This window comes from Amycolatopsis sp. WAC 01416 (genome assembly GCF_003947485.1).
Lineage (GTDB): Bacteria > Actinomycetota > Actinomycetes > Mycobacteriales > Pseudonocardiaceae > Amycolatopsis.
In genome coordinates this window covers 677921-703105 of the sequence record NZ_QHHX01000004.1, presented here as the reverse complement: position 1 = coordinate 703105, position 25185 = coordinate 677921, and the positions used below count along the sequence as shown (strand labels likewise).

The following is a 25185-nucleotide window of genomic DNA, read 5'->3' as shown; positions in this document are numbered from 1 at the left end:
ACTCACGAGGCCGGACGCTGAGCCCCTTCCGAATGCCACTTCGGATACCCGTACCGCGTCTGCCGGAGCGAGCGGTGCCACTCCCGCTCCTCGGCCGTGGGCTTCCGGGTGGTGAGTTCACCCAGTCGCGCGGCCGCCGCCACGCGGACCGCGGCCGTGACTTCGGCAACACCTTTGCGCAGGCCATGCTCGGCGAGCGACGCGACCGGGCTCCGGTGGGAGTCGAGCGGACGGGGATCCGCGGGGGCCGAAGTGAGGTACCGGCCGACCCGCTCGGCCGCGGTCGACACGAGCAGTGTCGAATGCGCGAGCAAGCCCGTTCTCGTCCGGAACACGGCGAAACCGCACAACTTCGCGTCACCGACGAACAGTCCCCGATCACCGACCCGCGACGGCAGCCCGAGTTCGGCCACCGTCGCGGTCATCAGTTCCCCGAGCGCTTCGAGCGGCTTGACGGCTTTCGCCGACAAGCCGAGCTCTGGCAGGACGAGGGTGATGTTGAGATTGCCGGGATCGTGGAAAACGGTGCCGCCGCCGCTGGCCCGACGCAGCACCGGGACGCCGTCGCCGGCGCAGACGTCGGCCTTGACCTCGCGTTCGATCTTCTGCCCCCGCCCCACGACCACGGAGTCGGTGCTGCGCCAGATCCACAGGACCGGCGCCTCCGGTGCGGCACGCAGGAGGGCTTCGTCGAACGCGAGGTTGTCGGCCGGGTCGTCGAACGAGGCGACGACTTCCGAAGGACCGATCACAGTGCTTTGAGTTCCTCCACGATCTCGCCCACCGACGATTTGGCGTCGCCGAAGAGCATGCTTGTCTTCGCATCGTAGAAGAGCTCGTTGTCGATGCCGGCGAAGCCCGAGCTCATCGAGCGCTTGAGCACGATCACCGACCGGCTGTGGTTCACCTTGAGGATCGGCATCCCGTAGATGGGCGAGCCCGGATCGGTCTCCGCGGCCGGGTTCGTGACGTCGTTCGCGCCGATCACCAGCGCGACGTCGGTCTGGGCGAACTCGGAGTTGATCTCGTCCATTTCCTTGAGCTGTTCGTACGGGACGTCGGCCTCGGCGAGGAGCACGTTCATATGCCCCGGCATCCGGCCCGCCACCGGGTGGATGGCGTAGGCGACCGTGATCCCCTTGGCCTCCAGCAGTTTCGCCATCTCGCGGACCACGTGCTGTGCCTGCGCGACGGCCATGCCGTAGCCGGGGACGACCACGACCTTGTTCGCGTACGCCATCTGGATCGCGGTGTCGGACGCGCTGGTGCTGCGGACCGGGCGAACCTCGCCGGAGCCACTGCTCGCCACCGCCGTGCCGCCACCGAACCCGCCGGCGACGATGGCCGGGATCGACCGGTTCATCGCCTTCGCCATCAGGTTCGTCAGGATCGAACCCGAAGCACCGACGATCATGCCCGCCACGATCAGCGCGGTGTTGTCGAGCGCGAGCCCCATGGCCGCGGCCGACAATCCGGTGAGCGCGTTCAGCAACGAGATGACGACCGGCATGTCCGCGCCGCCGATCGGCAGCACGACCACCACGCCGACGACGCCGGCCGCGATCAGCAGGCCGATCATCAGCAGCTCGGCGTCACCGCCGACGGCGATGACGACCGCGAAGACGATCGCGGCGATCAGCACCAGCGCGTTCACCGGCTGCTGCAGTTTGCCCAGCGTGATCGGGCGGCCGGAGATGAGCTCCTGCAGTTTCCCGAACGCGATGTTCGAGCCCCAGAAGGACACGGATCCGACGATCGCGGCGAACAACGACGCGATCGCGACGTACGCCGGCTCGTGCGCGTAGCCCTCGGTGGTGCGGAACTCGACCCACGCGATGAGCGCGACCGCCCCGCCGCCGACGCCGTTGAACAACGCCACCATCTGCGGCATCGCGGTCATCTTCACCTTGCGCGCGGACGGCACGCCGACGACGACACCGATCGCGACACCGAGCGCGATCAGCAGCCAGTTGCTCATTCCCGGTGTCAGGAGCGTCGCGATCACCGCGATGCCCATGCCGATCGCGGCGATCCAGTTGCCGCGTACCGCGGTGCGCGGACCGGTCAGGCCCATCAGGCCGTAGATGAACAGTGCGAAGGAAATGATGTAGAGGACGGCGATGAAGGTCGTCACTTGTCACCACCGTCTTCCGGCTTCTTCGCCTTGAACATCGAGAGCATCCGGTCGGTGACGAGGAAGCCGCCGACCACGTTGATCGTGCCGAAGGCGATCGCGATCACCAGCAGGATCTTGTTCAGTACGCCGTCGACCCCGAGGCCGAGCACGATGAGCCCGCCGAGCAGGACGATGCCGTGGATGGCGTTGGTGCCCGACATGAGCGGGGTGTGCAGCGTGTTGGGCACCTTGGAAATGACCGTGAAGCCCACGAATCCGGCGAGTACGAGGATCGCCAAACTGCCTACGAGCATCACTCGCCCCCTTCTTCGTTTCCGGCGACGCAGGCCCCGGCGACGATCTCGTCGGAGAAGTCGAGCGCGAGCTTGCCGTCGGAGTCGACGAGCAGTTCGAGCAACTCGGTGACATTGCGCGCGTAGAGCTCGCTGGAATGCGCGGGCATCTCCGCGGCGAGGTTGAGCGGCGAGCAGATGGTGACGTCGTGCTCGACGACCTCCTCGCCCGGTTTCGTCAGTTCGCAGTTGCCGCCGGACTCGCCGGCGAGGTCGACCACGACACCACCGGCGGGCATCCCTTTCACCGCGTCGGCGGTGACGAGGACCGGCGCCTTGCGGCCAGGGACGAGCGCGGTGGTGATCACGACGTCGAACCTCGTGATCGCCTCGGTGAGCCTGCGTTGCTGCTCGGCCTTTTCCTCGTCGGTCAGCTCGCGGGCGTACCCGCCTTCGCCGACCGCCTCGATGCCGAGGTCGAGGAATTTCGCGCCGAGCGACTTGACCTGCTCACCGACCTCGGGCCGGACGTCGTACCCGGTGGTCTGCGCGCCGAGCCGTTTCGCCGTCGCCAAGGCCTGCAAACCGGCGACACCCGCGCCGAGTACGAGCACCTTCGCCGGTGGCACCGTTCCGGCCGCGGTGGTGAGCATCGGGAAGAACCGGGTGAGTTTCTCCGCCGCCAGCAGTACCGCGCGATAGCCCGCGACACTGCTCTGCGACGACAACGCGTCCATCGCCTGCGCGCGGGAGATCCGCGGGATCGCCTCGACGGCGAAGGCGCGGACGCCCGCCGATTCGAGCGCCGCTATCCCGTCCGGATCACCCCGTGGATTCAGGAAGCCGATGAGAATGGTGCCCTGCTTGAGCTTCGCGACTTCGGCCGCGCTCGGAGGCGCCACCTTCACCACGATGTCGGCATCCCACGGATCGCCGATCACCGCGCCGGCCTGCTCGAAGGTCTCGTCGGCGAGCAGCGCGCCGGCGCCCGCGCCGGGCTCGACCACCACCCGCAGTCCGCGTCCGGAGACGCGCTCGATGAGCTTCGGTACCAGCGCGATGCGGCGTTCACCTTGTCCGGTTTCCCGGACAACACCGACCGTGAGCTGCTCGTTTTCTGCCGCCACAGGCGACCTCCTCGCTGGAGAGGACCACACGAACCCGCACTGTTTACCACGTCCGGCCGACAACTTTCCTGGCTGAACGTATCCGGGCGGCATCTTTCCGTGACATCGCTCATCACGATCGATCCAGCCATCGATCCAGGTGCGCGACGTCATATGGGGTCGGCCGCTGGTGAGAGGAAGGCCGAACGTGGTGTGTCCGGGTGGTCGTGAGTGGCGTTTCGTGTTCTAACCCGAATCGCCACTCACGAGGGCTTGGCCGATGTCTTTGCCCGCCGGAGTACATGAAGGTCGAGTTTCCTCGGCTGAGCCGAGGGAAGGGGGCCTTCACGCGCCACTGTTGTGGCTGCTGGCGCCTGTGGGGCGAACGCTTTCCGCATCACGGAACGCTTCGCCAGTTCGGCACGCCCAGAAAGATCAGCCGCAGCCGCCGTTCGGCCGTACGCCCGATCTCGTCGTCCCGCGACGGTGCCTCGAGCAACTCCAGCACCGTCGTGAGCATTGTCGTCACGATCAGGTCGGCGAGCAGGTGGAGATCTTCGGTGCTCCATTCGCGGAGATTGTCGAACCGCGCGAGGTCGACGGCGAGTTCGCTGACGAAGAGCTTGAGCTCGAACGCGATCGCCTGCCGGACCGGTCCCGTGCCGCCGTAACGCTCCCGGGTGAGGAAATGGAAGTGGTCCTCGTGCGCCCGGACGTGCTCGCGCAGGATGCGCACGGACATCTTGATCATGTCGTTGTACGCGGCCGGTTTGGTGCGTGCCGAACGGATCATCGTGCGCAGTGTGCGCATCGACTCCTCGACGAGCGCCACGCCCAGTTCGTCCATCGACGCGAAATGGCGGTAGAACGCCGTCGGCACGATGCCTGCCTGTTTCGCCACCTCGCGCAGGCTCAGCCCGGAGAACCCTCGTTCCGCCACCAGATCCAGGGCGGCGTCCAGCAGCGCCTGCCGTGTGCGCTGTTTGCGCTCCTGCCGGGAAACGGGCTCCGTTGTCACGACGGACAGCGTAATGGCCTCCGCGGTATCACTCACGTCACATCGCCCTCCTCTCGCGTTGACAAGCGCGACCATCGCCACTTCACTATTGAGTGTACAAGCGTTCACTGAATTTGGGAGAAGTGATGACGGCACTGGTACCGCGCAGGGCCAGGCGGCTGGCCTCGCTGGCCGAGGCCCTGCTCACGCCCCATGGCATGGACCGCTACCTCGAACTCGTCGATCCGATGCTGGTCCGCCGGGAGGTCCGCGGCCTGGTCACCGACGTCCGGCGCCAGACACCCGACACGGTCACGCTGACCATCCGGCCGAGCCGCGCCTGGCGGGGACACGTCGCGGGCCAGTACGTGCGGGTGACCGTCGAGATCGACGGCGTCCGCCGGACCCGCTGCTACTCACCCGCCGGTTCGGAGCACGACGGATCACTGGAACTGACCATCAAGGCCGACCCGCAGGGGCTCGTCTCGCGGCACCTGAACCGCACGGTCACCATCGGTTCGGTGCTCGGACTGTCCACTCCGGACGGTGAGTTCACCCTGCCTTCGCCGAGGCCGCGGCGGATCCTGCTGCTCAGCGGCGGGAGCGGGATCACGCCCGTCCTGTCGATGCTGCGCACGCTCGCGGACGAGAAGTACGAGGGTGATCTCGCCTTCCTGCACTACTCCAACGGGGCCGAAGACGCGCTCTACCGCGCCGAGCTCGCCGACCTCGCGCGCCGCCTGCCCGGCCTGCGGGTGGTACACGCGTTCACTCACGCCAAAACCGGAGGCGACCTGCACGGGTTCTTCTCGAAGGAGCACCTCGCCGAGGCCGCGCCGTGGTATCCCGACGCCGAAACCTTCCTGTGCGGTCCGAAGCCGCTGATGGATTCGGTCCGCGAGGTCTTCGAGGCCGACGGTCACGGCGCACATCTGCACACCGAGGAGTTCACGCCGCCGGCGCTCACCTTCGACACCGAGAACGCCGAAGGGCAGGTGCGGTTCGCGCGCAGCGGCCGCGAGTTCGCCAACTCCGGGAAACCGTTGCTGGAGCAGGCCGAAGAAGCGGGGCTCAGTCCGGAGCACGGTTGCCGGATGGGCATCTGCTTCTCCTGCACTCAGATCAAGACCTCCGGCTGCGTGCGCAACGCCAAGACCGGCGAGACCTCCAGCGAAGAGAACGAAGAGATCCAGCTCTGCATCTCCGTCCCGGTCGGGGACGTCGAGATCAACGCTTAGAAAGGAGCCCGCGATGACCGGCTTGCAGGACAAGCTCACCCCCGCCCAGGTCGAGGAGTTCGGCCGCGAACTGGACGAGATCCGGCAGCGGATCGTCGCCGACCTCGGCCAGGTCGACGTCGACTACATCCACAACGTGATCAAGACCCAGCGCGCGCTCGAAGTCGCCGGGCGCGGGCTGCTGTTCGCCGGGTTCTTCCCGCCGGCGTGGGTCGCCGGGGTGACCGCGCTTTCGGTGGCGAAGATCCTCGACAACATGGAGATCGGCCACAACGTCATGCACGGCCAGTACGACTGGACGCGCGACCCGGCGCTGAGCTCGCAGAAGTTCGAATGGGACACCGTCGCGCCGTCGGAGAACTGGCGCCACTCCCACAACTACATCCACCACACGTACACGAACATCCTCGACAAGGACCGCGACATCGGTTACGGCGTCCTGCGGATCGACCCGGCGCAGAAGTGGAACCCGTACTACCTGGGCAACCCGGTGTACGCGACGCTGCTCGCGCTGTTCTTCCAGTGGGGCGTCATGCTGCACGACCTCGAGTTCGACCGCGTCGTCAAGGGCGAGCGCAAGTGGTCGGACAACAAGGAGGTCGGCCTGAAGATGCTCAAGAAGGCCGGGCGCCAGGTCGGCAAGGACTACGTGCTCTTCCCGTTGCTGACCGGTCCGCTCGCACCGCTGACCTTCCTCGGCAACGCCACCGCGAACCTGACCCGCAACCTGTGGGCGTTCTCGATCATCTTCTGCGGGCACTTCCCCGCCGACGTCGAGAGCTTCACCGAGGAGGAGACCGAGAACGAGTCGCGGGGCCAGTGGTACCTGCGGCAGATCCTCGGCTCGGCGAACATCAGCGGCGGCAAGCTCTTCCACATCATGACCGGGAACCTCTCGCACCAGATCGAGCATCACCTGTTCCCGGACATCCCCGCGCGCCGCTACCCGCAGATCGCGGGCGAGGTGCGGGCGATCTGCGAGAAGTACGGCCTGCCCTACAACACCGGTCCCCTGCACAAGCAACTGTTCTCGGTGGCCAAGAAGATCGTGAAACTGGCACTGCCCTGGAACGGTGAACCCCGCACTCCGGCTACCGTGGAGAGCGACAAGACCCTCCGAGCGGCTTAAGGTGTCTGACATGGTCGGTCAGTTCGAAAGCACCAAGGACGTGGTCCAAGAGGTCACCGAGTCCGCGGCCACCCACATCGGCAACATCGCGACGATCATCACCGGCGCGATCCGGGACATCGCCCGCGAGACCGGCGATTGGCTGACGGACGTCATCGAGATGCGTGAGGCGTCCCAGCGGGCGCAGGCCGACGGGACCCGCGAAGACTAGAGGAATCGTGAGTGGCGATTCGGGTTATCGACGGGTAAGACAAAGCGACATTCCCCTTGATTCGCGTCCTGTGGACGGCTGGCGAGCCTCCGGAAGTCCGTGAAGGCCTCCTTGAGGGACGCTGGGTCCCTCAAGGAGGCCTTCACGGACTTCGGCTGCCGACCCATGTCGCGAAACAAGCCTTCGCAACCTGCCACAGCCGCGTCGGCGAAGATTACGGAAAACCGGATGGGCACGAGGCGGTGACCACGGCAGGCTGAAGCCATGATCACCCGCCTCGCTCCGCGCCGGTTCGCCGGTCGCGTCCTCAGCGCGCAGCTGAGCCGCGCGTACTGGGCCGAGCTGGCGTGGGTGCTCATCGGCGCGCCGCTGACGCTGGTGTTCATGGCGCTCGTCGTCGTCGGGCTGTTCCTCGGGATCGGCCTGAGCCTGCTCACCATCGGCCTGCCGGTGCTCATCGGTGTCTTGGCGGGTGCGCGGCTGATCGGCGCCGCCCACATCGGCCTGGCGCGTGCCCTGCTCGGGACCACGGTCGCCCCGCCGGCCCGGCCCGAACCGCGGCCGGGGCTCTGGAACGGGGTCAAAGGGCGGCTCGGGGATCCGATGGGCTGGCGGTCGATCGCCTACCTGGTGATCCGGCTGCCGTTGTCGTTGACCGGGTTCTTCCTGGTCGTGTCCCTGTTCGTGTACGCCGTGAGCACGCTGACCTATCCGCTGTTCTGGTTCACCCTGAACGGCGAGGCCATGCCGACGTTCGACCTCCGCGTCGACACCTGGCCTCTCACCCTGCCGCTCGCCCTCACCGGGCTGGCCGTACTGCTGGCGATGCCGTGGGTGGTCCACGGCCTCGCCGAATTCGACCGCTTGCTGGTGCGCGGGGTGCTCGGCGTCGAGGACCTCTCGAAACGTGTGCGCGACCTCGAACGCACCCGGGCGACCGCGGTCGACGACGCGACGCGGCGGCTGCGCCGGATCGAACGCGACCTTCACGACGGCGCGCAGGCCCAGCTGGTCGCGCTGGCGATGAAGCTCGGCATCGCGAAGGACGAGCTGGCTGGCGACGGCGACATCGAGCAGGTCACCGCCCTGGTCACCGCCGCACACGCCAACGCGAAACAGGCGCTGGTCGAGCTGCGCGACCTCGCCCGCGGCATCCACCCCGCCGCACTCGACGCCGGCCTCGACGTCGCACTGTCCACTTTGGCAGCGGGCTCGGGCATCGACGCGCGGATCACCGTGGACCTGCCGAGCAGGCCGTCGCCGTCGATCGAGACGATCGCCTACTTCACCGTCGCCGAGTTGCTGACCAATGCCGCCAAACACACTTCCGCCGCGATCGAGGTCGACGTGGGTATCGTCGGCGACGGCCTGCGCCTCGTGGTGCGGGACGGCGGTGAAGGCGGCGCCCGGCTGGAACGCGGCGGCGGGCTCGCCGGGATCGCCGAGAGGCTCGCGACAGTGGACGGCGGGCTCGACATCGACAGCCCTCCCGGGGGGCCTACGGTGATCAGCGCGGAGATACCACTACGGAAATAGAACAATGGGGGGCGGCGTGCGCGTCGTGATCGCGGAGGATTCGGCCATCCTGCGGGCGGGACTCGTCGAACTGCTGAATCTTCGGGGGCACGAGGTCGTCGCGGCCGTCGCCGACGGCGACAGCCTGTGCGCGGCGGTTCGCGAACACCGGCCGGACGTGTCCATTGTGGACATCCGGATGCCGCCGACGCACACGGACGAAGGACTCCGCGCGTCGATCGCGTTGCGTGCGGAGCTGCCGGGGTGCGCCATCCTGCTGTTCTCGCAGTACGTCGAAACGCAGTACGCGACGGAACTCCTCGCCGACCGCGCGGGTGGCGTCGGCTACCTGCTGAAGGACCGAGTCGCGGAGGTGTCGGACTTCCTCGACGCGCTTCAGCGGGTCGCCGACGGTGAGACCGTGCTCGACCCGGAAGTGGTCAGTCAGCTGTTCACCGCCACCCGGAAGACGGACGCGCTCGCGGGACTGACGCCGCGGGAGCGAGAGGTGCTGGGACTGATGGCCGAGGGGCGGTCGAACTCGGCCATCGCGGCGGCGCTGTTCCTTTCGGCGGGCTCGGTGGAGAAGTACGTGTCGAGCATCTTCGGGAAGCTGGCGCTGCCTCAGTCCGAAGGGGACAATCGGCGGGTTCTCGCTGTGCTGCGGTACCTGGAGTCCTGAGAAGTGGACTGAAGGGGAGCTTCGCCGCATCGGCGGATCCGGCCACGGGCGAGGTCGGCCTCCAGCCGGCGAAGGCCTACCGGGCGATGCTGTGGACGGGCCGGCTGGACTGAACCGGAGGCGATAGCAAAGGTCCCCCGCTCCTTTCCGCAGGTCAGCACGCCAGGCGATACTTACCGGACACGGCCTAAGCCGGCTCCACCGGCACCCCGTCCACCTCCGGCAGGCACAGCTGCACCCACATGACATCCCGCCAGGCCCCGTGCTTGTACCCGATCCGCCGATAGGTCCCCACCGGCTCGAATCCCATCGCGCTGTGCAATCCGGCGCTCGCGTCATTCGGCAGCACCATTCCCGCGCAGAAGTTCCGGAAGCCACGCGACGCCAGCTTGTCCAGCAGCGCTTGATAGAGCGCGCGCCCGCCACCGGTCCGCCGTCGGCCGAGCTCCAGATAGATACTGACCTCGCAAGACCAGCGATAGGAAGGTCGGCCGCTGAACGGGCCTCCGTAGGCGTAGCCGCTGACGCGGCCTTCGTCGTCTTCAAGCACGAGCCAGGCATGCGATCGCTGCGCCTTGGCGATGCGCTCGGCCATCTCGTCCGGTTTGGGCGGCTCGGTCTCGAACGAGATCACCGTGTCGGTGACATACGGCGCGTAGATCTCCGCGCACGCCGTCGCGTCGGCTTCCGTCGCTTCCCTGATCACCATGGCAACCATAGTAACCATGGCTGCCACTATAGTGAGCAGCATGTCGGATCCCTTGTCCGCGTCGCTCGCCGCGACGCTCCAGTCCGCGAGACTCGACCAGAACCTTTCGGCCAACGCCCTCGCCGAGTCCTCGGGGGTGTCCAGGGCGATGATCGGCAAGATCGAACGCGGCGAGGCGCAGCCGACGGCCGTCCTGCTCAGCAGGCTCTCCGCCGCCCTCGGGATGACGTTGTCCGAGTTGATCGCGCGCGCCGAACACGGTGACCGCAGGCTCGTGCGCGCGGCCGATCAGCCGACCTGGACCGACCCGGACACTGGCTATGTGCGCCGCGCGGTGTCGCCTTCGCTCGGCGGGCCGCTCGAACTGGTCGAGGTCGCGCTGCCCGCAGGCGCCGAGGTCGCCTTCCCCGCCCACACCTATGCGCTGACCCACCACCAGATCTGGGTGCTGGACGGGCATTTGCGGTTCCGCGAGGGCGACGTCGAGCACGAACTCGACGCGGGAGACTGTCTTCAGCTCGGCAGTCCGCAGCAGTGCGCCTACGTCAACCCGACCGGGGAGCCGGTCCGATATCTGGTCGCGCTCGCCCGGCGGCACGCCTGATACTCGGGTGATGGCGCACCGGGCCCTCGCGTACGTCGCGGCGAAAGCACGCGGCGGGTTCGAGGCCGGGCTGCCGGTGACCCTGCACTTCCATCCGGACAGTTCCACAGTGGACGGACGCCCGCTGCTGGCAGCGATGGCGGCGGACGGGTTCTACCGCAACCAGTTCGAGACCGGGACGAGCAACGGAGGGCTGACCGCGTATCCCGGCGGAGATCGCTGGCAGTGGGAGAGCCGGATGTTCGGCGGTGCCTACGACGACGCGCCGCCCGCCGAACGGCCGAAGTACGGCGCCTTGAACTTCCGTCGCCGCGCGGCCGGCGGCGCGCCGAGATTCGGCTCGGCCCATTTCCGGATGGCCGCGCACACCGTGGACAGGACGACGTTCTGTTACCCGGACAGCGTGCTGGCGCCCCGAGATTTCGGCCACGGCACCCGGGTTTCCGCGCTGATCACCTTGGCGGAGCAAGACGACACCGATCTTCTCGACGACTACATCGAAGCGCACGTCCACGGCCCCGTCGACCTCGCGACGGATGTCCAAGCGCTCGTCCTCGACCCGAGTCACCGCGGCACCGACGTCGAGAAGGCCGCGTCACGACTCGGCTGCCCGGTCGAATGGCATCCGGGTTTCCGCCTGTCGACCGAAGAACTCGAACGGCACCCCGGCTACCGCGGTGCCGAATTCGTCGAACTCGGCCTGACACTGGCCGAGGACGGCTATCTCGATCCACGTGTCCTCGGCGAAGCACACCACCTCGACCAGCAGGCCCTCAAACGCGTCTGGCACTACGTCGCACGCTTCGGGGCACTACCGTGAAGAGCATGTACTCCACGGAGATCGAGGTGCGCACCGGCAGCGTAGCCGTGGTGCACGACCTGACCAAGGACGCCGAGACGTTCCTGCGCGACGCGGACGCCGAGGACGGGATCCTGCACGTCTTCGTCCCGCATGCGACGTCCGGGCTGGCGATCCTCGAGACCGGCGCGGGCAGCGACGAAGACCTGCTGGCGGCACTCGACGACCTGCTCCCCCGCGACGGCCGCTGGCGGCACCAGCACGGCAGTCCCGGTCACGGCCGTGACCACGTCCTGCCCGCGCTGCTGCCGCCGTATGCGACGATCCCGGTGCTCGGCGGCGTGCTGACGCTGGGCACCTGGCAGTCGGTCTGCCTAGTGGACACCAACCTGGACAACCCGGTCCGGCGAGTCCGCTTCAGTCTTCTGGAGGGCTGACCGGCCCGGCCACAGCGCGAACAGCAACCCCGCCGCGAGCAGTCCGGCGAGCACCCACACCCCGGTCGCGACGTCCGGCGCGCCGGGCACGCCCTGCAGCAGGCTCCGGAGGCCTTCGGCGGAGAACCGGAACGGCGTCCACGACCACAGCACCGCGCGATACGCGGGGTTCAGCAGTTCCGGCACCTGACCCGCGACGGCGGGCGCGACCAGGTACAGCGGGCCGAGGATCGCCATCGCCCGCACGCCGAGCAGGCGCAGCAGGCCGGTCTGCACAGCGGCGAAGGCGGTCGAGGCCAGGAAAAGGAAGCCGAGGACGTCCCAGCCCAGCGGGAGCGAGGAGTCCCACAGCTTCAGGAATCCGGCCAGCACACCGGTGACCAGCACACCTGCCGAAACGATCTGCGTGAAGCGCGCGGCGACTCCCGCTTCCCGGCCGATCCGCCGTCCGGCCAGGATCAGCACGGCGCCGGCGGCCAGGCAGCCGACCCAAGCCAGCGCGCTCAGCGCGAGCGGTGCGACCCGGCCAGCCGCACTGGCGGGATGCAGCGTTTCGACCTTGGGTGTCCCGCCCAGTGCTTGCGCGGCACCGGTCAGCACCTGTTGCGCGATCTGCGTTCCGGACGGGTTCACCGCCCCGGAGACGACGACCGTCGACGGAAGTTCGAGGACTCCGTAGACCTCCTTGTCCTCCAACAGTTTCCGGCCTTCCTCAAGAGAGGTCACCCGCCACGAGACCTGCCCTCCGCCATGGGACGCGATCCCCTTCGCGGCCGCCTGGAGCGGCCCCGGGGGCGCGGCCACGGCGACGGGGAGGCCGTCGGGTGCGACGGTGGCCTGCGCGCCGAAGGTGAGAAAGCCGAGTACGGCGGCGATCAGCGCACCGGCCACCGCGGCGAGTAAGGCGAACGCCCCGGCGGGGCGATGGCTCTGGGTCGGCATGGCCGTCCTCCCATTTATTCATCTTACGTTGAATTATTCGCCAAGGTAGGCGCCCGTGCCAAAGAAGTCAACAGACGTTGAATAAGCTCACCGGTACCGTCGACCGCGTGACTACTCCGCACCGGCTCGTGCTGTGGGACATCGACCAGACCCTCGTGGATCTGCGCGGCATCGGCGCCGCCTGGTACACGACCGCGCTCGCCGAGGTCGCGGGCGTCGAACTGCGGGCGCTGCCGAATTTCGGCGGCCGCACCGAACGCGCCATCAGCGCGGACATCCTGACCTCGCACGGCGTCGAGCCCACTGAGGAGAACGTGCGCAAGCTCTGGCTCGCGCTGATCGCGGTCTCCGAAAGCCACGCCCCGACGCTGTCCTCCAGCGGCCGGGCGCTTCCGGGCGCCAAAGACGCGCTGAACGCCTTCGCCACGCACGGCGGCGTCGTCCAGACACTGGTCACCGGGAACCTGCCGGAGATCTCCGTGCACAAGCTGACCGCGTTCGACCTGCACGAGCACGTGGACTTCGAGATCGGTGGCTATGGCTCGCTCTCGGCACACCGGCCCGATCTGGTGCCCGCCGCCGTCGGCCACGCTTCGGCGAAACACGGCACCGAGTTCGCGCCGGCGTCGGTCGTCGTCATCGGCGACACCCCGGACGACGTGCGGGCCGCGCTCGACAACGGCGCCGTCGCGGTGGCCGTGGCGACGGGGCAGTTCAGCGCCGAGGAACTGGCAGGCGCGGGCGCGCACACCGTGCTCGAAGACCTGTCCGACCTGCCAGCGGTGCGTGCGGCCGTCCTCGGGCGCGCCGACTAAACTCGGTCCATGGCATACCCAGGCGGCAACGGCTGGCCGGAGCAACCACAGCAGCCCGATCAGCGGCAAACCCCGCAGCATGGGTACCTGCCCCAGTACGCCCAGGATCCCCAGCAGCAGTACCAGGGTTATCAGCAGCAGGGTTTCCAGCAGTTCCCGCAGCAGGCCTACCAGGGTTTCTCTCCCGAACCGCCGAAGAAGGGCAAGAAAGGCCTGTGGATCGGCCTTGGCGCGCTCGTCGTGGTCATCGCCGTCGGCGCCACGCTGTTCTTCGTCCTGCGTGACGGCGAAGATCCGCGGCCCGAGCCCACTCCACCACCCGCGGCCGCGTCCGCGTCGAACCCTCCGCCGACATCCCGGGGCGGCGACGCCCCGGAGGACAACAAGGTCCCGTCCAAGACGTTGGGCTGGCAAGGAATCGTCTCCAGACAGGACAAGACGGCGTACGACCTGCCCCCCACGGGCTGGGAGACCAAGCCGGGATACGTCACCGGGAACACCGAGCGCGAGTTCAAGATGGTGATCCGCGAGGCGATGAGATACAAACTCGGCGCCTGCCCCGACATCAGCGGTTCGCACCGGGGAATGGTCGGCTTCGCCACCGCGGATCAGATCCCCGTCGAGAACGCCGCCAGAGGCGCGGTCCGGCTCTGGATCCAGTCCGCCACCGGCAAGGCCGACGTGCCGCTCCCCGAAATCAAGCAGATCCCCATCGCCGGCGGCACGATCCAGGCACTCAGTTCCTCCGCCTCGTTCACCCCGAGCGAAGGCGAAGGCTGCCGGGCGCCGACCGTGAAGGTCACGTCGGCGGCCTTCAAGATCGGTGAGCAGACCGTCTGCTTCGTGATGGTCCTCGATCAGGGCACCCCGGACGCCCTGTCCGAAGCGGACGCGCAAACGATCCTCGCCAGTTTGAGGCCGCAGCAATGACCGGCCCCGGTGGGCCCCTCGACGAACCTCGGCCGTGGTTCGTCGATCCGCTCACCGGGCAGCCGCTCGAAACCGAAGCCGAACGGACGGCGCCGCTTCCGGTCATCCGGGACAACGCGCCGCCGCGCCGCCGCCTCCGCCTCAGGCCGGTGCTGGGCGTTCTCGGCCTTGCCGTCGTCATCGCCGTCGGCACCACCGCCACCTACCAGGCCAAGACCGCGACGCCGCCGCCGTCCGTCCATGATCTCGTCCTGCCCGATCCGGTGGGGCCCACCCGGATCAAGCCGGTGATCGCGGGCTGGCAACCCGTGCGGTCCGACGATCACCCGCTCGTCTACGACGTCCCGCCGGACTGGAAGATCGAAGAGCCCGACGTCGCCGTCGGATACGAGACACCGGCAGGCGACCTTGTCACCCTGCAGGGTGTCGCCCGGTACCGCCGCGACTTCTGCCCCGCCGCCGGACTCTCGGCGCGGGCGATGGCGGGGTTCACCACCATCGACGAGGGCGAGGTCGGCGGCATCGCCCAGGCGGCCGAGGAAACGACCCTGCGGTGGGCCGAAGCGGCGTACGGGCGGTCCACGAAGGCCGAAGTCGGCAAGGCCGGTCCGGTGCCGCTCCTCGACGGCGGCACGACCGCCAACTCCGTGACCACCACCGTCGTCCCCGCCGCGGACGGACCCTGCCCCGCCCCCTCGGTCGCGATCACCGCGATCGCCCTCCCGCTGGACGCCCTGCCCGGTTCCGGCCGCTACCACGTCCTCCTGGTGCTGGCGGACCAGGAGATCTCCGGCCAGGTGGCCAGGGACGTCGTCCTCAAGATGGGTGAGAGCATCCGTCGCGAGTAGCACTCCCCTAAGGGAAATATGGGTCCCCTGCCGGATGTGGCCGACGGGCCCCCGCACTTACCTTGATTTCCATGCCAACAGGGGGAAGCGGGACGGCCGCGCCGGGCCGGACACACAAGATCGCCACGGTGCTGAGGCACCGGCTGCCTTTCACCACCCTCGTCACGGTGACCATGCTCGCGCTCGCCTTGGCCACGGGCGCGCTCTGGTCGGCCGCCGAGGATCGCGCGGTGTATCCGTACATCGCGTATGGGCTGCCGTCGCTCGAAGCGGGCCGATGGTGGACCTTGCTGACCGGACCGCTGTTCGCGGTCGTCCCGCTGTACTACCTGCCGATGGTGCTCAGCTTCGCGTTGTTCGCCGGGTTCGCGGAATGGCGGCTCGGCACGCGGCGGGCGATGGCCGTCGCCATCGGCGGCCAGTTCGTCAGTGTGCTGGTGGCGGTGCAGTTCCTCGCGTTGAGCCGTAACTCCGGCTGGGAATGGGCGGAACGGGTCGCGGGCAGCCTCGACGTCGGGTTCTCCGGTGGCGCGCTCGCCGCGGTCGCGGTCGCCAGCGCCACCCTGCGCCCGCCGTGGCGGCTACGGTTGCGCGCCGGATTGTGCGTCTACGCCGGGATCGCGATCATCTTCGTCGGCACACTCGCCGACCTCGTGCACTTCTTCGCGCTCGTCCTCGCGCTGCCGTTCGGGCGCAGGTTCCTCGGTACCAAGGACGCCTCGCGCGAACGGAGGCCGAGCCTGCGCGAGTGGCGGTTCTACGTCGTGGCCGGGCTGCTGGTGCTGACCGTCGCCGAACTGGTGATGTCCTTCGTGCCGGGTAACGGCCCCTTCGGTTCGTCCGAAGAGCTTTCGCTGTCCACGTGGGAAGTCATCATCCTGTGCGTGATCGTCGTGCCGATCATGAACGGCCTGCGCAAGGGGAGCCAGGTCGCCTGGTGGTGCGCGATGATCCTGACGTCGTTCGTCATCCTGCAGGTGATGGTCTACGGCGGGGTGCTCACGCTGGCGGAGATCTTCGGCGAAGACGCCGGCCTGCTGGATCCGCCGCTGTTCTTCGTGGACAACCTGCTGTGGACGGTCGAATTCGCGCTGTTGATCTCCGCGCGAGGCGCCTTCCGGGTTCCGTCGCGGCGGAAGCGCCGTCGTCTCGGCCGGATGGGCAACCCCGCGCTGGCCCGCACGCTGCTCAGCCGTCACGGCGGAAGCACGCTTTCGTGGATGACGACCTGGCCGCAGAACTCGTACTTCGTGGCCGCGGACGGCAAGTCCTACCTCGCCTACCGGCGGCACGCCGGGGTCGCCATCGCCCTCGGCGACCCGATCGCCCCGGACGGCGCCGCCGACCGGACGATCGCCGAGTTCATCACCATGTGCGAGAACACCGGTCTCGTGCCGTGCCTGTTCTCCGCCACCGGCGACACCACCGCCAAGACCGAAGAGCTCGGCTGGAAGCAGGTCCAGGTCGCCGAGGACACCCTGATCGAACTGGAAACGCTGGAGTTCCGCGGAAAGCGCTGGCAGGACGTGCGGACCGCGCTCAACCGCGCCAAGAAGGACGGCATCGAGTTCCGGCTCGTCCGGCTCGCCGATCAGCCGCGCGCGGTGATCTCGCAGGTGCGCGCGATCTCCGAGGAGTGGATCAGCGACAAGGGCATGCCGGAAATGGGCTTCACCCTCGGCGGGGTCGACGAGGCGATGGACCCCGAGACCCGCGTGGGTCTCGCGGTGGACGCGGACGGCGTCGTCCACGGCGTGACGTCGTGGCTGCCGGTGCACACCGGCGCGGGCGCGATCGGCGGCTGGACGCTCGACGTCATGCGCAAACGCGCCGACGGATTCCGCCCGTCGATGGAGTTCCTGATCGCGTCGTCGTGCTTGGCCTTCCGTGAGGAAGGCGCGAAGTTCGTTTCGCTGTCCGGCGCCCCGCTGGCGAGCTCCGGCGAACCCGCGCACGCCGTCGAGCGGGTGCTCGACGCGCTCGGCACGATGATGGAACCGTTCTACGGCTTCCGTTCACTGCACGCGTTCAAGGCGAAGTTCCAGCCGCGCCACGTCCCGCTGTACCTCGCGTTCCGCGACGAGGCGGATCTGCCGCGGATCGGGATCGCGCTCGGCCGGGCGTACCTGCCGAACACGGGACTGCTGCGGCTGGCGAAGCTCGCGCGCTCCGGCAAGAAGCCTCAGCGCCTTCTCGCGAACCCACAGCCGCGAACGACTTCTTCGCTGGCTTCACGGTAGAAGAGGCCTTAGCGGACTGGACCCTTCTTGAGGGCAAGGCAAACGTGGCGTGAGCGAGTCGATGGTGGGAGTGGGGTCAACCAAGGAGCCCGGCGCGCCCTTGATCGTCCACAAGGGACGCCGACCAGGCAACGATGTCCATTTTGGGCACTTTGCGCGGGAGTCGTGAGTGGCAATGAGCGTTCTAACCCGAATCGCCACTCACGACCCCCGCGCAAAACCGTGCATATGGGCATCAACCAGACATTTCACCACTCGACAGTGTCCCTTGTGGACACCTAAGGCGCGGCCGGCTCCCGGCTCAGCCGGCAAGTTCAGCGCAACGTCGAAGGCGGCGGCGTGATGGTCTTGCGGTCGGCCTCCGGGACACCCCGGTAGGTCTTGAGGATCTTCAGGATCTGCTCGCGGTCCGCACCACCCGGCGTGTCCTGGCCCGAATAGACGGCCAGGGCCGCCGAGGCTTCGCCCAGCTCCGGCGCGAGCACGCCGACCAGAGCTCGCCGCGCGCCACAGGGTCCGGGCGGGGTGACGACCTCCGCGAGGACGATGCTCGCGGGGACCTTCTTGCCGGTACCGAGCGTGAACTCGGCCGGCTGGGCCGGTTCCTTCGTGATCTTGGCCGTCAGCGGACCGTTCTCCGGGTTGTAGGCGCTGACAGCGAGGTCGTCGATCGCCTTCTGCGCCGCGGCGGAAGGTTCGGAGACCTTCACGTTCGTCACGCCGCTGCCACCGATCCTGCTCTCCTTGTCCTGCGGGCAGTAGCCGTCGCCGACGAAGGCACTGGCGACCATGCGGATGCCCGGGACCTGGGTGCCCTTCTCCCAGCCGTGGATCGTGCCGGGTTTCGGCGTCCAGTTCGGCGGGACGTCGTAGGCGTAGACGCCGTCCTTCCCGGCCACCGACTGCCAGCCGTCGGTCACCGGCGGCGCGACGACCTGGGGTGAAGGCGTGTAGACGATCGGGGTCCGGCTGGTCGGCGTACTGCTCGACGACCGGTCCGAACCGTTGTTCGCGAGCGTCGCGACCGCGATGACACCGAGCGTCGCGAAGAAGCCGTACATGGCCCTGCGCCCGCTTCGTGACATCGGCTGCTTCGCGGGCTGCGGCTCCGGTTCGACAGGAACGGCCAATTCAGGAGCCGGCGGCGTGTAGCCGGACGAGTCCGAGGGCTGGTAGCCCCCGAACCCGTCCAGCGCCGCGTTGTCCTCGTAGCCCGGCGAATCCCCGCGCTTCTTGCCGAACAAGCCCATTACGAACGGACGAGCTTGACCAGGTGCTCCACGACCGCGTCCACGGCGATCTCTTCACGGTCGCCGGTGCGGCGGTCCTTGACCTCGACGACACCGTTCGCCAGCCCGCGCCCGACCACCAGGATGGTCGGCACGCCGACGAGTTCGGCGTCCGCGAACTTCACACCGGGACTGGCCTTGCGGTCGTCGAGGACGACCTCGACGCCGGCGGCGTCCAGTTCGGCCGCGAGCTTCTCCGCGCCCGCGGTGACCGTCTCGTCCTTGCCCGCGATGACGATGTGGACGTCGAACGGCGAGACCTCGCGCGGCCAGATGATGCCGAGGTCGTCGTAGTTCTGCTCGGCGAGCACGCCGACGAGGCGGGAGACGCCCACGCCGTACGAGCCCATGGTGATGCGGATGGGCTTGGAGTCCGGGCCCAGCGCATCGAGTTCGAACGCGTCCGCGTACTTGCGGCCGAGCTGGAAGATGTGCCCGATCTCGATACCGCGCGCGGCGACCAGGGTGCCCTTGCCGTCGGGCGACGCGTCGCCTTCACGGACCTCGGCGGCCTCGATCGTGCCGTCGCCGGTGAAATCGCGGCCCGCGACCAGGTCGACCACGTGGTGATCGCGCTCGTCGGCGCCGGTGACCCAGGCGGTGCCGTCGACGACGCGCGGGTCGAGCAGGTAGCGGACGCCGTTGTCCTTCAGCGCCTTCGGGCCGATGTAGCCCTTGACGAGGAAGGGGTTCTTGGCGAAGTCGGCCTCAGTGAGCAGTTCGAACTCGGCGGGCTCGAGCGACGCTTCGAGGCGCTTCGTGTCGACCTCTCGGTCGCCGGGGAGGCCGATGGCCAGCAGCTCCCACTCCTTCGCGCCCGGCTGGCGGGTCTTCACCAGGACGTTCTTGAGCGTGTCCGCGGCAGTGAAGGTGCGGCCGAGGTCGGCGTTGTTCAAGAACGTGACGAGCGACTCGATGGTCGGGGTGTCCGGCGTGTGGTGGACCTTCGCCTCGGGCAGGCCTTCGACCGGCTTCGCCTCGGGAGCGGGCGTGGTGACCGCTTCGACGTTGGCCGCGTAACCCGATTCGGTGCTGCGGACGTAGGTGTCCTCACCCGTCGCGGCGACGGCGAGGAACTCCTCGGAGGCCGAGCCGCCCATCGCGCCGGAGGTCGCCTTCACGACGACGTACTCGATGCCGAGACGGTCGAACAGCTTCGTGTACGCCTGGCGGTGCAGCTCGTACGACTTCGTCAGGCCCTCGTCGTCGAGGTCGAAGGAGTAGGAGTCCTTCATGACGAACTCGCGGCCGCGCAGGATGCCGGCACGGGGACGCGCCTCGTCGCGGTACTTGGTCTGGATTTGGTACAGGACGACGGGGTAGTCCTTGTACGAGTTGTATTCACCCTTCACGGTGAGCGCGAAGAGCTCTTCGTGCGTCGGGCCGAGGAGATAGTCGGCGCCCTTGCGGTCCTTGAGGCGGAAGAGGGCGTCGCCGTACTCGGTCCAACGGCCGGTGGCCTCGTAAGGCTCCTTCGGCAGCAGCGCGGGGAACTGGATCTCCTGCGCGCCGATGGCGTTCATCTCTTCACGGACGACGTTCTCGATGCGGCGCAGCACCCGCAGGCCCAGCGGCAGCCAGGAGTAGCCGCCCGGGGCGACCCGGCGGACGTAGCCGGCGCGTACCAGGAGCCGGTGGCTCGGTACCTCGGCGTCCGCCGGATCCTCACGCAGGGTGCGAAGGAACAACGACGACATCCTGGTGATCACTTCTGGGCTCCTCGCTGGAATTACGTGCTGAGACGTTCTGCGCAGCGTAGTCACCCCGCCCTGGGACGGTTCAACCGGTTATCGCGGGCGCCCGGTTCTGTCGGTGGTCTCCGCTAGCTTGCCGCCATGGGTATCGAGCTGGGCATGATCACGATCGACTGCGCGGATCCGCGCGGGCTCGCGGCGTTCTGGACGAAGGCGCTCGGCGTGGAGGTGGATCAGGACTACGACGGCGAGTTCCTGATCCTGCACCCCAAGGTGGAGAACGGGCCCGTGCTCGCGTTCCAGCGCGTGCCGGAGCCGCGGGCGGGCAAGAACCGGGTCCATCTGGACTTCGGTACGGACGACATGGAGAAGGAGGTGGACCGCCTGACCGGACTGGGTGCGAAGGAGCTGGACAAGAAGGAGATGCCGGGCCTCGCCTGGACGGTGCTGGCCGATCCCGTCGGCAACGAATTCTGCGTGGCCACCCACGAGGGCTGAGGCAGGCCGCGATGGTCAGAATGGCGGCATGACGGAGCGAGCCATCCTGCCCTGGACCGACATCGAGCTGCCCGAAGGTCTGAGCGCGCGGTTCTACGACGGTACGGGCCCGCTGCCGGACGAAGGCCTCGATGACGTCGAGGTGTACGTGCTGCCGTACGACACCGGCATGGAGCCGGTGAAGCTGATCGCCGGGCTTCCGTCGCTGAAGCTCGTGCAGTCGCTGTCGGCCGGGGTGGAGAAGCTGATCCCGCTGGTGCCGGCGGGGGTGCGGCTCGCCAACGGCCGCGGTCTGCACGACCTCAGCGTGGCCGAGCACACGCTGGCGCTGATCCACGCGTCGCAGCGTGATCTGCCGCGCTGGTTCACGCAGCAGGCGACGGCGTCGTGGGAGCGCGAACACACGCGCTCGCTGGCCGACAGCCGGGTGCTGCTGGTCGGGTACGGCTCGATCGGCCAGGCCATCGAGCGGCAGTTGCTCGCGGCCGAAGCGGTCGTGACCAGGGTGGCGAGCACGGCCCGGCCGGCGGAGCAGGTGCGCGGCGTCGGCGAACTGGCGGGGCTACTGCCGTCCGCCGACATCGTGGTCCTGATCCTGCCCGAAACACCCGCGACGATGGGCATGTTCGGCGCCGCGGAGCTCGCCGCGCTGCCGGACGGCGCCCTGGTGGTGAACGTCGGGAGGGGCTCGGCGATCGACACCGAGGCGCTCACCGCCGAGACCGTCTCCGGACGCTTGCGTGCCGCGCTGGACGTCGTCGACCCCGAGCCGCTGCCCGCCGGGCATTCACTGTGGACCGCGCCGGGAGTGATCATCACGCCGCATATCGCGGGCGGGTCCGCGTCGTTCTACCCGCGTGCGAAGCGGCTGGTCGCCGAGCAGTTGCGCCGGTACGCCGCCGGCGAAGAGCCACTGAATCTCGTTAGCGGTAAGGACGGTTAGGGCCAAGGGTGCCTCAGGTACGTACTGCCGGTGCGCGTGTGGCGGTTTCGCGTGACTGAACGGACGGCACACGTGTCAGGAGGGACGACACGCGTGATCGGGCGGACGGCTCGTGGCGGAACCCGGCCGCGGTCGTGTCGTCCGTCCAGTCACGCGTGTCGTCCGCCGGATCACGTGTGTCGTCCGCCGGATCACGGGTGTCGTCCGGTCAGTCACGTGACATCGCCGCTACTGGACCTCGTGAGTGACTAGACGTTGCGAAAGCCACTTTCGCAACGTTGAAGGTTGCGAAAGTGGCTTTCGCAACACGTCGGCGCTCACGAACCGGACGAGCCGCTGCTACTGCCAGTGCGTCCGGTATGCGAGCCAGTCGCGCATCGCCGCGGCGAGACGGCGCTGCGCCGCGCGGACCCCTGTCGTCGCGGGCGGTTCCGGTAGCCGGCTCGCTCGTTCGGCGTGCCCCGCCAGGGCGACGCCGAACGCGGTGACCGCCCAGACCGGGACGCCGGTGAGCACGGGGCGCCGCCGGAGCAGGCCGTCGACGTCGGCGGGCTCGTGTCCGGCGTCGAGCAGATACGGGACGAGCGCGACCAGATCGAGCCAGCCCGCACCCCTCGCCGGGTAACGCCACTTGGTGACGAGCACCCTGCCCGATCCGGTCCGCACCAGGCACTCGGGCTGGATGTCGTTGTGCAGCAACGTGTCCCCTGCCGACCAGGGATGCCAGGACGTCTCCAGCTGGACGAGCCTGTCGAGGTTGCGGACGGCCCAGCCGTCGAGGTCGTCCGGCGGTTCCTTCGCCAGTTCGTGCCAGCCGCGCAGGAGCGGGCCGAGATCGTCGAGCGCGTCCGCGACGTCGGGCAGCGGGCACGGCGTGAGCGTGCGCCCGAGCGTGCCGAAGGTGGCCAGGACAGCGGAGAGGTCCGGCGACCCCGGGCGCAGATTCGGCCTGGTGCCGTCGAAATCGGCGAACGCGAGCACCAGCCAGTTACCGTCCACAAAGGACAGCAGTTTCGGCGCGGGTGCTTCCGCGGGGAGCCGCCGCGCGATGTCGGCCTCCGTGCGGTAGCCACCCGCTCGTGGGCTGTCGGCAGGGATCGCCTTCAAGAAGACCCAGCGATGACCGCGTTCGAGTTCGAGCCTCGCGGCGACACCGCCGTCGAATTCCGGGGTCTGCCACAACGAACGGCGCACCGCCGAACCGAGCTCACGCTCCACGGCGTCACGCGTCGCCGACGGCAGGTCATGCCAGCCGAGGCGTGCGGAAACCGGCAACGCCCTACCACCCCCACCGATCTCTACGAGAAGATCGACTGTACCGAAATCCACCCTTTCGGGTGACGACCGGTCAGGTCGGGATGGGCTTCACGTACCCGCCCCAGCGCTGGAACTCGGTGAACCCGACTCGTTCGTAGACCCCGAGAGCACGGTGGGTGTTGTCCTGGTCGACGTTGAGCGAGGCCCGCTGGAAACCCCGGGCCTTGGCCTGGACGAGCGTGTGCCCGAGCAGCGCGCCCGCGATACCGCGTCCGCGAAGGCTCGCGTCGGTCGCGACGTGACTGACGTACAGGTCCTTCACTCCCGTGGCGGCCTCGTCGGAGGCGAAGAACGCGCTCAGCACCATCGCGACCACCCTGTCCCGCTCAGGGCTCAGCAGCAGGAACGACAGGTCCGGCTGGAAGTCCTTCGCGCCGACGACCAGATGCCGCCACGCTCGCGGGGACTGCTCCGTGCTCCCCCAGTGGTCCGCGAAGGTCTCGTTGCGGGACCGCAGGGTGAGGGCCTCGTACTTGTCCTCGTACGTGACGAGCGGGAACTCTTCGGGTAGCGGCTTGACCGGCGGGATCGAGCCCAGGTCGGCGCGCATGTCGACGAACCACCGGACGTGCTGGTACCCGGCGCCCGCGAGGACGTCGACGAGCCATCGCTGCTCGGCGCCGGCCGCGGCGTGGAGTTCCAGCGGCACGTCCGGGTGGGACGTCGCGTGGAGCTTCTTGCCCGCCTCCTCGAACCAGCCGGTGAGGCGCGCGGCGATCGCCGCGTCGCGGTACGCGGGGTGGACAAGCGTCTCGACCCGCATCATGTGCACCGGATCCGCCGCGTCACGTTTCCGGAGCAGACCGTAGGCGACCAGGGTGTCGCCATCCCAGGCGCTGGTGGACGCCGTCGGCAGGTCGACGGTCGGCGTACCGATCTCTTCGGTGAGATCCTCCGCGCTGTAGTGCTCGTCGATCGGCTCGACGCGCTCCGCCTCGGCGAAGGTCTCGGCCAGTCGCGGCATGTCGTCCAAGGTCAGCGGGCGCCAGGTCAGGCTCATGCGGACGAGGCTAAGCCCGCGCCTCGGGATGACGCACTCCATTTAGTTACGCTTCCGTGGTGCTCGTGCTCCTGCCCCCTTCCGAAACCAAGGCCACCGGCGGCACCGGCGCGCCACTGGACCTCGGCGCCCTGTCGTTCCCGGAACTGAATCCGACCCGGGCGAAGCTGGCCGACGCGCTGGCCGAACTGGCGGGCGACGTCCCGGCCAGTGTCGCCGCGCTCGGGATCACGCCGCGGCAGGCCGACGAGGTCATCCGCAACGCCGAGCTGTGGACCTCGCCCACGATGCCCGCGCTGCGCCGTTACACCGGTGTCCTCTACGACGCGCTCGACGTGAAGTCCTTCACCAAGGCGACGCTGGCGAAGGCCGAGAAGCGCCTCGCCGTCGCTTCGGCGCTGTTCGGGGTGGTCGCGGCGACCGACCCGATCCCCGCGTACCGGCTTTCCGGCGGGAACGCGCTGCCGTCGCTCGGCACCGTCCGCAGCGTGTGGAAACCGGTCCTCGAACCGGTGCTCCAGGGTATCGAGGGGCTCGTCGTCGACCTGCGTTCCGGAACCTACTCGGCGCTGGCGAAGCTCCGCCCGGACGCGGTGACGGTGCGCGTCGTGACCGAGGACGCGAAGGGCAACCGGACCACGGTGAGCCATTTCAACAAGGCCTACAAGGGACGGCTGGCCGCGGAGCTGGTGAAGTCCCGCAGCGAACCGTCCACTGTGGAACAGCTGATGCGGGTGCTGTCGAAGGCGGGCCTCGACGTCGAACGCACCGGGGAGCACAGTGTGGAGCTGCTCACCGGGGACGCGGTGCATTAGTTCCGTACCCCTACGGGC

26 protein-coding genes are annotated in these 25185 nt (G+C 68.5%); 15 read left to right on the top strand and 11 right to left on the bottom strand.

What is annotated here, in order from left to right:
• Nucleotides 1-2: 2 nt before the first annotated feature.
• The 5 genes from DL990_RS17050 to DL990_RS17030 all read right to left on the bottom strand — a co-directional run bounded on the left by DL990_RS17050 (nt 3) and on the right by DL990_RS17030 (nt 4569).
• Nucleotides 3-752 (bottom strand): lipoate--protein ligase family protein, encoded by a 750-nt coding sequence (locus DL990_RS17050; RefSeq protein ID WP_125786421.1) that lies wholly within the window; start codon nt 750-752, stop codon nt 3-5.
• On the bottom strand, nt 749-2134 hold the full coding sequence (locus tag DL990_RS17045) for an NAD(P)(+) transhydrogenase (Re/Si-specific) subunit beta (RefSeq protein WP_125799232.1): 1386 nt from the start codon (nt 2132-2134) through the stop codon (nt 749-751). The genes DL990_RS17050 and DL990_RS17045 overlap by 4 nt, the downstream gene beginning before the upstream one ends.
• Complete coding sequence (locus DL990_RS17040) at nt 2131-2430, bottom strand: NAD(P) transhydrogenase subunit alpha (protein ID WP_007032801.1); 300 nt, start codon at nt 2428-2430, stop codon at nt 2131-2133. Before DL990_RS17040 ends, DL990_RS17045 begins: the two co-directional genes overlap by 4 nt.
• On the bottom strand, nt 2430-3536 hold the full coding sequence (locus tag DL990_RS17035; RefSeq protein WP_125799231.1) for a Re/Si-specific NAD(P)(+) transhydrogenase subunit alpha: 1107 nt from the start codon (nt 3534-3536) through the stop codon (nt 2430-2432). The genes DL990_RS17040 and DL990_RS17035 overlap by 1 nt, the downstream gene beginning before the upstream one ends.
• 376 nt (nt 3537-3912) lie before the next feature.
• The gene (locus DL990_RS17030; RefSeq protein ID WP_125786424.1) at nt 3913-4569 is read right to left on the bottom strand and encodes a TetR family transcriptional regulator; all 657 of its coding nucleotides are present in this window, start codon (nt 4567-4569) and stop codon (nt 3913-3915) included.
• Nucleotides 4570-4658: 89 nt separating this feature from the next.
• Here DL990_RS17030 and DL990_RS17025 point away from each other — a divergent pair, with 89 nt between their 5' ends.
• The 5 genes from DL990_RS17025 to DL990_RS17005 all read left to right on the top strand — a co-directional run bounded on the left by DL990_RS17025 (nt 4659) and on the right by DL990_RS17005 (nt 9287).
• Entirely contained in the window at nt 4659-5750 is a 1092-nt protein-coding gene (locus tag DL990_RS17025) for a ferredoxin reductase (RefSeq protein WP_125799230.1), read from the top strand.
• Between the two features lie 13 nt (nt 5751-5763).
• Complete coding sequence (locus DL990_RS17020; RefSeq protein ID WP_125786426.1) at nt 5764-6879, top strand: acyl-CoA desaturase; 1116 nt, start codon at nt 5764-5766, stop codon at nt 6877-6879.
• Between the two features lie 10 nt (nt 6880-6889).
• Complete coding sequence (locus DL990_RS17015) at nt 6890-7090, top strand: hypothetical protein (protein WP_125786427.1); 201 nt, start codon at nt 6890-6892, stop codon at nt 7088-7090.
• 264 nt (nt 7091-7354) lie between these two features.
• Nucleotides 7355-8626 (top strand): sensor domain-containing protein, encoded by a 1272-nt coding sequence (locus DL990_RS17010; protein WP_125799229.1) that lies wholly within the window; start codon nt 7355-7357, stop codon nt 8624-8626.
• Nucleotides 8627-8642: 16 nt separating this feature from the next.
• Nucleotides 8643-9287 (top strand): response regulator transcription factor, encoded by a 645-nt coding sequence (locus DL990_RS17005; protein WP_034311085.1) that lies wholly within the window; start codon nt 8643-8645, stop codon nt 9285-9287.
• A 187-nt stretch (nt 9288-9474) separates the two neighbouring features.
• Here DL990_RS17005 and DL990_RS17000 read toward each other — a convergent pair whose 3' ends face one another.
• A complete protein-coding gene (locus DL990_RS17000) occupies nt 9475-10005 on the bottom strand; it encodes a GNAT family N-acetyltransferase (protein ID WP_125799282.1) in 531 nt (176 codons plus the stop codon).
• 31 nt (nt 10006-10036) lie between these two features.
• Here DL990_RS17000 and DL990_RS16995 point away from each other — a divergent pair, with 31 nt between their 5' ends.
• Genes DL990_RS16995 through DL990_RS16985 form a run of 3 tightly spaced genes read left to right on the top strand, consistent with a single transcriptional unit; the run spans nt 10037 to nt 11836 of the window.
• The gene (locus DL990_RS16995; protein WP_125786429.1) at nt 10037-10600 is read left to right on the top strand and encodes an XRE family transcriptional regulator; all 564 of its coding nucleotides are present in this window, start codon (nt 10037-10039) and stop codon (nt 10598-10600) included.
• A gap of 10 nt (nt 10601-10610) precedes the next feature.
• Complete coding sequence (locus tag DL990_RS16990) at nt 10611-11420, top strand: DUF3626 domain-containing protein (protein ID WP_199746424.1); 810 nt, start codon at nt 10611-10613, stop codon at nt 11418-11420.
• 5 nt (nt 11421-11425) lie between these two features.
• A complete protein-coding gene (locus tag DL990_RS16985; RefSeq protein WP_125786430.1) occupies nt 11426-11836 on the top strand; it encodes a secondary thiamine-phosphate synthase enzyme YjbQ in 411 nt (136 codons plus the stop codon).
• On the opposite strand, the gene DL990_RS16980 is transcribed toward DL990_RS16985, so the two are convergent.
• Nucleotides 11774-12778 carry an ABC transporter permease gene (locus tag DL990_RS16980; protein WP_125799228.1) on the bottom strand — a complete coding sequence of 335 codons (1005 nt, stop codon included), beginning with the start codon at nt 12776-12778 and terminating at the stop codon, nt 11774-11776. The two genes, DL990_RS16985 and DL990_RS16980, sit on opposite strands and share 63 nt — an antisense overlap.
• Before the next feature lie 128 nt (nt 12779-12906).
• Between DL990_RS16980 and DL990_RS16975 the strand changes: the two genes are divergently transcribed.
• The 4 genes from DL990_RS16975 (at nt 12907) to DL990_RS16960 (ending at nt 17611) form a co-directional block, all read left to right on the top strand.
• Complete coding sequence (locus tag DL990_RS16975) at nt 12907-13593, top strand: HAD hydrolase-like protein (RefSeq protein WP_125786926.1); 687 nt, start codon at nt 12907-12909, stop codon at nt 13591-13593.
• A gap of 9 nt (nt 13594-13602) precedes the next feature.
• Nucleotides 13603-14523, top strand: a complete 921-nt coding sequence (locus DL990_RS16970; protein WP_125786432.1) for a hypothetical protein — start codon at nt 13603-13605, stop codon at nt 14521-14523.
• Nucleotides 14520-15371, top strand: coding sequence for a hypothetical protein (locus tag DL990_RS16965; protein ID WP_125786433.1), 852 nt, complete (start codon nt 14520-14522; stop codon nt 15369-15371). The genes DL990_RS16970 and DL990_RS16965 overlap by 4 nt, the downstream gene beginning before the upstream one ends.
• Nucleotides 15372-15442: 71 nt before the next feature.
• On the top strand, nt 15443-17611 hold the full coding sequence (locus tag DL990_RS16960) for a bifunctional lysylphosphatidylglycerol flippase/synthetase MprF (RefSeq protein WP_125786434.1): 2169 nt from the start codon (nt 15443-15445) through the stop codon (nt 17609-17611).
• 314 nt (nt 17612-17925) lie between these two features.
• Here DL990_RS16960 and DL990_RS16955 read toward each other — a convergent pair whose 3' ends face one another.
• On the bottom strand, nt 17926-18861 hold the full coding sequence (locus DL990_RS16955) for a hypothetical protein (protein ID WP_125799227.1): 936 nt from the start codon (nt 18859-18861) through the stop codon (nt 17926-17928).
• Complete coding sequence (locus DL990_RS16950) at nt 18861-20609, bottom strand: proline--tRNA ligase (protein WP_125799226.1); 1749 nt, start codon at nt 20607-20609, stop codon at nt 18861-18863. The genes DL990_RS16955 and DL990_RS16950 overlap by 1 nt, the downstream gene beginning before the upstream one ends.
• A gap of 126 nt (nt 20610-20735) precedes the next feature.
• Here DL990_RS16950 and DL990_RS16945 point away from each other — a divergent pair, with 126 nt between their 5' ends.
• Nucleotides 20736-21092, top strand: a complete 357-nt coding sequence (locus tag DL990_RS16945; RefSeq protein ID WP_125786437.1) for a VOC family protein — start codon at nt 20736-20738, stop codon at nt 21090-21092.
• 28 nt (nt 21093-21120) lie between these two features.
• The gene (locus DL990_RS16940) at nt 21121-22035 is read left to right on the top strand and encodes a 2-hydroxyacid dehydrogenase (RefSeq protein ID WP_125786438.1); all 915 of its coding nucleotides are present in this window, start codon (nt 21121-21123) and stop codon (nt 22033-22035) included.
• A gap of 339 nt (nt 22036-22374) precedes the next feature.
• Here the strand turns inward: DL990_RS16940 and DL990_RS16935 are convergent, their stop codons facing one another.
• Together DL990_RS16935 and DL990_RS16930 are read right to left on the bottom strand one after the other, a co-directional pair.
• Nucleotides 22375-23310, bottom strand: a complete 936-nt coding sequence (locus tag DL990_RS16935; RefSeq protein ID WP_125799225.1) for an aminoglycoside phosphotransferase — start codon at nt 23308-23310, stop codon at nt 22375-22377.
• Between the two features lie 73 nt (nt 23311-23383).
• Nucleotides 23384-24352, bottom strand: coding sequence for a GNAT family N-acetyltransferase (locus DL990_RS16930; protein ID WP_125799224.1), 969 nt, complete (start codon nt 24350-24352; stop codon nt 23384-23386).
• A gap of 59 nt (nt 24353-24411) precedes the next feature.
• Here DL990_RS16930 and yaaA point away from each other — a divergent pair, with 59 nt between their 5' ends.
• Nucleotides 24412-25167: a peroxide stress protein YaaA gene (yaaA, locus tag DL990_RS16925; RefSeq protein WP_125799223.1), complete on the top strand. Its 756-nt coding sequence runs from the start codon at nt 24412-24414 to the stop codon at nt 25165-25167.
• Nucleotides 25168-25185 lie beyond the last annotated feature (18 nt).